The 8,089-nt window shown below is 49.0% G+C and carries 9 protein-coding genes; 7 read left to right on the forward strand and 2 right to left on the reverse strand.

Annotated elements, in window-relative coordinates; all coding sequences use genetic code 11:
• Window positions 1-471 precede the first annotated feature (471 nt).
• From IID12_08725 to IID12_08750, 6 genes are all read left to right on the forward strand, one after another.
• A complete protein-coding gene (locus IID12_08725; GenBank protein ID MCH8289173.1) occupies window positions 472-861 on the forward strand; it encodes a transcriptional repressor in 390 nt (129 codons plus the stop codon).
• Window positions 831-2,819 carry a ferrous iron transport protein B gene (feoB, locus tag IID12_08730; GenBank protein ID MCH8289174.1) on the forward strand — a complete coding sequence of 663 codons (1,989 nt, stop codon included), beginning with the start codon at window positions 831-833 and terminating at the stop codon, window positions 2,817-2,819. Before IID12_08725 ends, feoB begins: the two co-directional genes overlap by 31 nt.
• Entirely contained in the window at window positions 2,816-3,022 is a 207-nt protein-coding gene (locus tag IID12_08735; protein ID MCH8289175.1) for a hypothetical protein, read from the forward strand. The genes feoB and IID12_08735 overlap by 4 nt, the downstream gene beginning before the upstream one ends.
• Window positions 2,991-3,665: a metal-dependent transcriptional regulator gene (locus tag IID12_08740; GenBank protein ID MCH8289176.1), complete on the forward strand. Its 675-nt coding sequence runs from the start codon at window positions 2,991-2,993 to the stop codon at window positions 3,663-3,665. Before IID12_08735 ends, IID12_08740 begins: the two co-directional genes overlap by 32 nt.
• Window positions 3,666-3,861: 196 nt before the next feature.
• Entirely contained in the window at window positions 3,862-4,140 is a 279-nt protein-coding gene (locus tag IID12_08745) for a metal-sensitive transcriptional regulator (protein ID MCH8289177.1), read from the forward strand.
• Between the two features lie 9 nt (window positions 4,141-4,149).
• Window positions 4,150-6,582 carry a heavy metal translocating P-type ATPase gene (locus IID12_08750; GenBank protein ID MCH8289178.1) on the forward strand — a complete coding sequence of 811 codons (2,433 nt, stop codon included), beginning with the start codon at window positions 4,150-4,152 and terminating at the stop codon, window positions 6,580-6,582.
• Here IID12_08750 and IID12_08755 read toward each other — a convergent pair.
• Together IID12_08755 and IID12_08760 are read right to left on the reverse strand one after the other, a co-directional pair.
• Entirely contained in the window at window positions 6,571-7,116 is a 546-nt protein-coding gene (locus IID12_08755; protein MCH8289179.1) for a class IV adenylate cyclase, read from the reverse strand. The two genes, IID12_08750 and IID12_08755, sit on opposite strands and share 12 nt — an antisense overlap.
• Before the next feature lie 232 nt (window positions 7,117-7,348).
• The gene (locus IID12_08760; GenBank protein ID MCH8289180.1) at window positions 7,349-7,705 is read right to left on the reverse strand and encodes a VOC family protein; all 357 of its coding nucleotides are present in this window, start codon (window positions 7,703-7,705) and stop codon (window positions 7,349-7,351) included.
• Between the two features lie 130 nt (window positions 7,706-7,835).
• On the opposite strand from IID12_08760, the gene IID12_08765 reads away from it, so the two are divergent.
• A partial coding sequence (locus IID12_08765) for a hypothetical protein (GenBank protein MCH8289181.1) occupies window positions 7,836-8,089 on the forward strand: 254 nt, incomplete at its 3' end.

Here is an 8,089-nt window from a genome sequence, read left to right on the forward strand (position 1 = left end):
TTTTAGATAATGATAGCCAATAACTCAGCATTTGTCCAGTAAATATTAGATCATTTCGGTGCGAACATAGGTGTGGCGAAAATGAGCCAACCTGAACGTCACAAAACAACACGAAACGACACTAATCAACAAATAGAAAAATCCCCGACTTCTTAAGCGAAATCAAGGATTATGGCTCTATATCTTTAGTATCGGGGGTAGATTTCTCCGGAGGTCACGAAGGACTCCTTTGGAGAGTTCCTTCGGAAGAACCTGCTGTCTTTGGATTATGAGCCCAACGAGCTACCAGACAGTTTCACCCTGCGATCCGAAGCGTATATTATGACACTTCTTAAAAATATCATAATTTTCTCTTGCATCATTAAAACATTATGTGTAGTTTCTAATTGAGAATGAGTTTCAATTACATTTGGCGAGGAAATAGAAAAAGCGCTAATAGATAAGTTCAGGAACACACTTCATGAAAACGGTATGAAGTGCACGCCCGCAAGGCTTTCGATCTTCAAGGAGGTCTACAGCTCTTCGGAGCATTTCGACGCTGACGAGATCTATTTTCGTCTCCGAAGCGAGAAGAAACGGGTCTCCCGCGCTACTGTTTACAGAACCTTAGACCTGCTCGTCGAGAACGGTTTTGTCTCAAAGGTAAACGTCGGTCAGAGTCAGGTGCATTTTGAAAATACACTCGCACAGAAGCATCACGAACATCTTGTCTGCACTCAGTGCGGAAAGATAATCGAGTTCAACAACAAATTGTTGGAAGAGGAGCAGAACAGGATCTGCAAAGAATACGGATTCCTGCCCACCAAGCACAATCTGATCGTGTTCGGGTTATGCGACAAATGTCAGAGAAGGTCGGATTAGCGGTGCACGAACATACATCATCCAAAGTTGTTTCGAAATCACCTCCCGTAGTGTTGATCGGAAATCCGAATGTCGGAAAAAGCGTCGTATTCGGGTATCTGTCCGGCAGGTACGTAACGGTATCGAACTTTCCCGGAACGACCGTCGAGATTTCAAGGGGGACGATCGGAACTAACGATACCAAAGACACTATCATAGATACACCGGGAGTGAACAATCTGCTTCCCTCTTCGGAAGATGAGCGCGTTACGAGAGACCTCCTGCTGAGGCAGAAACCGAAGTCGATTATACAGGTAATAGATTCCAAGAATCTTAAAAGAGGGCTTCTGCTTACAATCCAGTTGGCTGAGATGGAGCTTCCGGTCGTCCTGGATCTGAACATGACCGATGAGGCGATCACGAGAGGTGTTTCCGTGGACGCTTCTGCGCTTTCAGAGCTTCTCGGTGTGCCGGTCATTGAAACGGTCGCCACGCGGAAAAAGGGTTTAAAGGAGGTCGGAGACGCACTGAAAACTGCCGCGATTCCCGAGATGAGCCTGAATTACGGTCCGCTCATTGAACCCGCCGTGAAGAAGATAGAAAAGATGCTCCCTGAAATCAGGACAGGAGTAAGATCAATCGCCCTCATGCTTTTAGGAGGTGACGAGACCATCGTTGACTGGCTTCAGGATAGGATGTCAACAGCGGAGCTCGAAGAGGTCGAGAGCATAGTAGGTTCCGTGCAGGAAAAATTTAACGAACCTCTGTCGAGAGTCATTACAAGGCGGAGGATGAAAGAAGCGGGAAGGATAGCGGACATAGCAACCGGCAGGTTTGGAAAGCAGAGTTCCGACATTGCCACGAAAATCGGTATCTTGACGATGCATCCCTTTTGGGGTTTGTTCTCCGCCGCCGCTGTTCTCTATCTGATGTATCAGTTCGTCGGTGTTTTCGGGGCGGGATATTTGACAGATTATCTCGAAGGCGTGATTTTCGCCCAATATTTATCCGTATGGTTCAGCGATCTGTTCAGCCATGTTCCCATAGCTGTTATAAGAGATATATTTGTAGGAGAATACGGACTCCTGACGATGGCGCTGCCCTATTCGATAGCCATCATACTCCCCGTAGTGGTAACGTTTTTTATCGCATTCGGGATTTTGGAAGACTCGGGATATCTCCCCCGGCTGGCGGTAATGTTGAACAAGGTATTCAAACTGATGGGCTTGAACGGAAAAGCCGTACTTCCGATGGTGCTCGGTCTCGGCTGTGATACTATGGCTACACTGACAACACGTATCCTCGACACAAAAAAGGAGAGGATTCTCGTGACATTATTGCTCGCGTTGGGAGTTCCATGCAGCGCTCAGTTGGGAGTAATCATGGGACTGTTGGGCGCTATCTCGATCTCCGCATTGATGATCTGGGGAGTGGTAGTTTTCCTCGTACTCATCGTGGTCGGATTCCTCGCTTCAAAATTGATTCCGGACGAGGGTTCGGATTTTATTCTCGAGCTGCCGCCTATAAGGGTTCCAAAGCTGAGCAACATCACGGTTAAAACTCTCGCAAGAACAGAATGGTATCTAAAAGAGGCGGTGCCTCTATTCTTTGTCGGCACATTGCTTCTTTATTTGCTTCATGTAACCGGAGCGCTGCTCGTTATAGAGAGGTTTTCAAGCCCGATAGTTCAAAGTGTGCTCGGTCTGCCCGCCAAGGCTACAGAAGCGTTCATCGTCGGGTTCCTGAGAAGGGATTACGGAATCGCAGGTCTGAACGGCATGGATCTCACTACAGCACAGATTCTGGTGGCGTCGGTGACTCTGACTCTGTTCATACCGTGCATAGCGAACTTCCTTATAATGATAAAAGAACGCGGAATGAAAATGACGCTCGCTATGTCCGCCGTGATTATTCCGATAGCTTTCTTGGTTGGAGGCATGCTGAATTTTATACTTAAACTGACGGGATACACCGGATGAACTGTCCACTCTGCGGAGCAGAATACACTTATGCAGAAATGGCATGTCACTCCGGCTGTCCATTTAACAAGGGATGCAATATTCTCTGCTGCCCGCACTGCGGTTATGAATACATAGAAGAATCACACATTGTAAACTTATTCAGAAAAATATTCGGTAAAAAACAAACAGATGAAATCAGAGAAGCTAGACCACTTGCTTGAGCACCTTTTCCTGCTCTTGGAGGATAACGCAAAGGAAGCTCCCAACGGCAGAGAGGTTCGGTGCGATCACAGCGCTTTATCCGATTACGTTGAATTCACTCCGAACAGCGATGAATCCAGGTTTATCAACGTCGAGGGTGAGTCGTACGTGCTGACCGATCTGGGCGAGGAAAGAGCCGAAAGTCTTATAAGGCGAAACAGATTGACCGAACGCCTGCTCACGGATCTGCTCCAGGTCTCAGGCGAGGAGATGGAGTCGCAGGCGTGTAAGTTCGAGCATGTGATAAGTCCGGAGGTGGAAGATTCGATCTGTACCCTGCTCGGCCATCCGACGTATTGTCCGCATGGACGGAAGATACCGCGCGGGGAGTGCTGCAAAGGTTTTAAAACGGATATACAGCAGGTTGTGGTTCCGCTCGACCGGATCAAGGTGGGTTCAACTTCCAAGATAATCTTCACGACTCCCGCGTATCACGAACGGTACGAGCGTCTGACGCTGCTTGGAGTCGAACCGGGCGCGATGATCACTCTTTATCAGAAAATTCCCTCATTCGTGATAAAAGTCGATGAAACCGAAGTCGCTCTGGATCAGGAAGTAGCCCGTGAGATTTTTGTGCGTCCGTCAAATGGGAAGAAGCTTTAGAAAAAGCGATCATATGATTCTGACGCCGTGAACGGCGTTTGATGTATGGCATGGATTTTCAGTCCCAGCCATAAACGGCTGGGCTAATCTTATCACAAAATATATTTTCCTTGACAAATGATATTGGAGGCTTATATTTATGTATGAATTTTAACACCCCACAGGGGTGTTGGGTATACAAAGCGAAGGAGCAAATATGCTGGATACAGGAACACAAAAAAAATCGCTCAGAAGACTTAAGTCCATCAAGGGTCAGATCGGCGGTATCGAGCGGATGGTGGATGAGAAAAAATACTGCATGGACATAGTCCACCAGATCAGAGCGGTCAGAAAAGCGCTCGACTCACTTTCGTTTGTTATTATGGAAAGACACGTAAAGAGCTGCGTAAGGGAGGCATTCGTCGACAGCAAAGGAAACGCCGCCGACCGCAAAGTAGATGAGCTCTTCCGTGAAATGAACCAATTTTTAAGATAAGGAAAACTGATGGCAATTGATCCAGTATGTCAGATGGAGGTGGAACCGGAAAACGCCGCCGGAAGCAGCGAATACAAGGGAAATACGATCTATTTCTGCTCGGATTTCTGCAAAGAGGTTTTCGACAAAGATCCGGAAAAATATCCGATTGAAACTCCAAAAAGCGGCGGCGATCACGCCCACGATGAAGATCATGATCACGAACATCATCATGATGAAGGCTCAACAGCTCTGTATACCTGTTCTATGGACCCGGAAGTTCGGCAGGAAGGACCGGGCGCATGCCCAAAATGCGGTATGAGTTTGGAACCGCTTGAAACTAAGATTATCACAAAACGCGAGTATGTCTGTCCTATGCATCCTGAAGTCGTAAAGAGCGAACCGGGTTCATGTCCGATCTGCGGAATGGCGTTGGAACCCCGAACCGTGACTCTGGACGAGGAGGAAAACCCGGAGTTGAAAGATATGAACCGGCGTTTCCTGGTAAGCCTTGTCTTCTCCGTTCCGATTCTTCTATTCACAATGTCAAAAATGACGTTCGGCGTCAGTTTTCTGCCGCCGGGATGGGGACACTGGCTGGAATTAGCTCTCGCAACGCCTGTAGTTATATGGGCGGGAGCTCCGTTCTTCCGCAGAGGATGGGATTCGGTGGTGAACAGATCCCCGAACATGTTTACGCTGATTGCGATCGGCACGGGAGTTGCCTACATGTACAGTCTTGTAGCTACTTTTTTCCCGGAGCTGTTTCCCGCAGCATTTCGCGGAGAAAACGGAGAAGTCGGAGTCTATTATGAAGCGGCGGCGGTCATAATAACGCTTGTGCTTCTCGGACAGGTTCTTGAGCTCCGGGCGCGTAGTAAAACGAGCAGCGCGATAAAGGCGTTACTCGGTCTGGCGCCGAACAGTGCGCGTATTGTAGGCGAAAAGGGTGAGGAAAGGGATATACCCCTTGAAGATGTAACGGTCGGAAACTCGCTCCGGGTTCGTCCGGGAGAAAAGGTTCCTGTGGACGGAACTATCACGGAAGGCGAGAGCTATATCGACGAATCGATGGTCAGCGGAGAGCCGATGCCCGTCAGCAAAACCGCCGGTGACAAAGTGACGGGAGGAACCGTGAACGGCACCGGAACGTTCGTGATGAAGGCGGAACGCGTGGGAAGCGATACGCTGCTCTCACAAATAGTTAAAATGGTCAGCGAGGCGCAGCGGAGCCGTGCCCCGATACAGGGTCTTGCGGATAAGGTATCGTCATATTTTGTCCCCGCGGTCGTGATCATAAGCATCATCACATTTATCATCTGGGGCATATTCGGACCCGATCCTAAATTAGCATACGCTCTGGTGAACGCCGTTGCGGTACTGATCATAGCTTGTCCGTGCGCCCTCGGACTCGCAACTCCGATTTCAATTATGGTGGGAACGGGAAGAGGAGCAAGAGCGGGTGTGCTGATAAAAAACGCCGAAGCTATCGAGAGGCTTGAAAAGGTCGATACGCTTGTTGTCGATAAAACTGGGACGCTTACCGAGGGAAAACCGAAAGTCGTCGGGATAAAATCATTAAACGATTGGAGCGAAAACGAACTGATCCGGCTCACTGCGAGCGTAGAGAGGGGAAGCGAACATCCCCTTGGAAAGGCAATAATTGAAGACGCTGCTGAAAAGAATATCGAGCTCGGTGCAGTGGCAGATTTTGAATCGGTTACGGGAAAAGGAGTAAGAGGAACAGTTGATAATAAGATCGTATCGGTCGGAAACAGCAAGTTTATCAGTGAGCAAGGCGTGCCGACAGAGGAACTGGAATCGGAAGCAGCCGGGCATTTCGAAAAGGGCGAGACGGTTATCTTCGTGGCGGTTGATAAAGAACCGGCAGGTTTCATCGGTATATCCGATCCGATCAAATCAACCACGAAGGAAGCGATCCGGTATCTGCAAAAGGCGGGGATCGAAGTGGTGATGCTTACCGGAGACAATCGTGAAGCGGCGCTGAGGGTGGCTAAAGAGCTTGAGATAAACCGGGTGGAGGCGGAAGTGCTGCCGGATGAAAAAAACGAGATCGTCAAGAGTTTACAGGAATCGGGGAAAATAGTCGCTATGGCAGGGGACGGCATAAACGACGCGCCGGCGCTTGCTCAGGCTGACGTGGGGATTGCCATGGGTACCGGAACCGACGTCGCGATCGAGAGCGCCAGCGTGACGTTGATCAAGGGTGATCTGATGGGGATCGCAAGAGCGCGCAAGTTGAGCAGAGGCACGATGCGAAATATACGCCAGAATCTTTTCTGGGCGTTCATCTATAACTTCCTCGGCGTACCTCTGGCTGCCGGCGCTCTTTATCCGTTCTTCGGAATTCTGCTGAGCCCGATCATAGCGGCTGCGGCAATGAGCTTCAGCTCGGTCAGCGTGATCGGAAACGCGCTGAGATTGAGAAATTTATCTCTCTGAGATCAGTCCGTTTCCCTCATGCTTTTCAAGCAGCATATCGCTGTAAGAATTTGAAATCAGATCGGTTTCCTCGATCCCGAACATTGCTAAGTATTTGTTGCACTGGGCATCGAGCTCTTTGATCCCGATCGAGCCGTCTTCGTCGATTGCCTCGATTTCTACAAAGCTGCCGAGCCGAGCGACTTCATCGAGATGAAATTTTACGTTTTCGATGAAATAAATTTCCCTCTTCTTTTTCACCTCGACTAAAATTCCGAGCGATTCGGAGAGTATAGACTTAAGCGGCGAATTCGGCTCCGTCTCGAACAGCCGGACATCGGATTCCTTCGGTCCTGTTTTGTTATCCCGGCGATAATAAATAAGAGCGTTCTCGATATTTCCTTCTCTGAGTTTGAGTCTGCCCTCGTCTACTCTAAAATATGTGTCGGTTTGATCGTCTCTTCCCACAAAGCGCGCTTTCTGCGACATAAGTAACTTTCTTATCGGTTCATGGTCCGCGCATCTGGCTTTGATTTCGACGTTTTTTATCGGCACGATTTGGGAAACAGTATTGTAGGTTAAGAAGGACAAAATAATGTCATTGCCCGCCAGACATAAGTCGGGCTGGCGATACGACGAGGCAATCTCTTAAACCCTGTCATGCTGAGCGCCTGCCCGATGGATGTCAGGCGGGGAGTCGAAGCATCCCGAGATTGCTTCTCCCGATAAATCGGGATCGCAAAGACAAGGGAGAGCGGTCAGAGTTACCGCCGATGGCGGTGCAGCCTTATTCAGGCTTGTTCTCCCATAGTCCCATCGGATTGCCGTCCGGGTCGGTGAACAGCGCGAACCATCCGGCGTCACCAACGTCCTGTCTCCCGCTCTGAGCCTTCCCGCCGTTATCTTCGACAGATTGAAGCGAGTCTTCGATATTCTCTACCTGAATATAACCGACAGTTCCTCCGATCTGGTGCGTTTCGGGCTTGACGAACGCGCCGCTTATTCCCGCTCCGTCAGCGGTAAAAAGTATGTAATCGTTATCAGGGACGGGTGTCAGCTCCCAGCCGAATATGTCGGAATAAAATTTAGGCGTTTCTTCAAGGTCTTTTACAGGTATTTCAATGTGAACTATGCCGTCAGCCATATCTCCTCCGGAAATTTTTCTGTTGTTGGTTTAAGATAGCGTCCGAAGGATAAATCTAAAAGGAAAATGAGTCTCACCGGGAATCAAGATACTCAAAAGGGCTTGACATTTGAACTGAGCGGAATATACTTTGAAATCCTTGATGGCTAAGAAACCCCAACAGATTTCGTCATTTAAACCCGACACGGATATCCAGGGATACTTTCTCGTAACCGAGAAAAGCATTCGTAAAACGAGAGCAGGCGACCCGTATCTCGACATGATCCTTCAGGATGAGACAGGCAGAATTTCAGCCAAGATGTGGCAGGGATTCGAAGAGCAAACGGAAGAAATCGCAGAAGGGGATGCCGTCGTGGTTAAGGGGCATACCGAACTTTATCGGAA

Source organism: Candidatus Neomarinimicrobiota bacterium, assembly GCA_022567655.1.
Taxonomy (GTDB): Bacteria; Fidelibacterota; SORT01; order SORT01; family SORT01; genus JADFGO01.

Bases quoted from the DNA above. Each gene is read 5' to 3' on its own strand.
- IID12_08745 (MCH8289177.1), top strand. From the start codon at position 3,862: ATGCTGGATACAGGAACACAAAAAAAATCGCTCAGAAGACTTAAGTCC.
- IID12_08740 (MCH8289176.1), top strand. From the start codon at position 2,991: ATGAAATCAGAGAAGCTAGACCACTTGCTTGAGCACCTTTTCCTGCTC.
- IID12_08725 (MCH8289173.1), top strand. From the start codon at position 472: ATGAAGTGCACGCCCGCAAGGCTTTCGATCTTCAAGGAGGTCTACAGC.
- IID12_08760 (MCH8289180.1), bottom strand. From the start codon at position 7,705: ATGGCTGACGGCATAGTTCACATTGAAATACCTGTAAAAGACCTTGAA.
- IID12_08750 (MCH8289178.1), top strand. From the start codon at position 4,150: ATGGCAATTGATCCAGTATGTCAGATGGAGGTGGAACCGGAAAACGCC.
- feoB (MCH8289174.1), top strand. From the start codon at position 831: ATGCGACAAATGTCAGAGAAGGTCGGATTAGCGGTGCACGAACATACA.
- IID12_08735 (MCH8289175.1), top strand. From the start codon at position 2,816: ATGAACTGTCCACTCTGCGGAGCAGAATACACTTATGCAGAAATGGCA.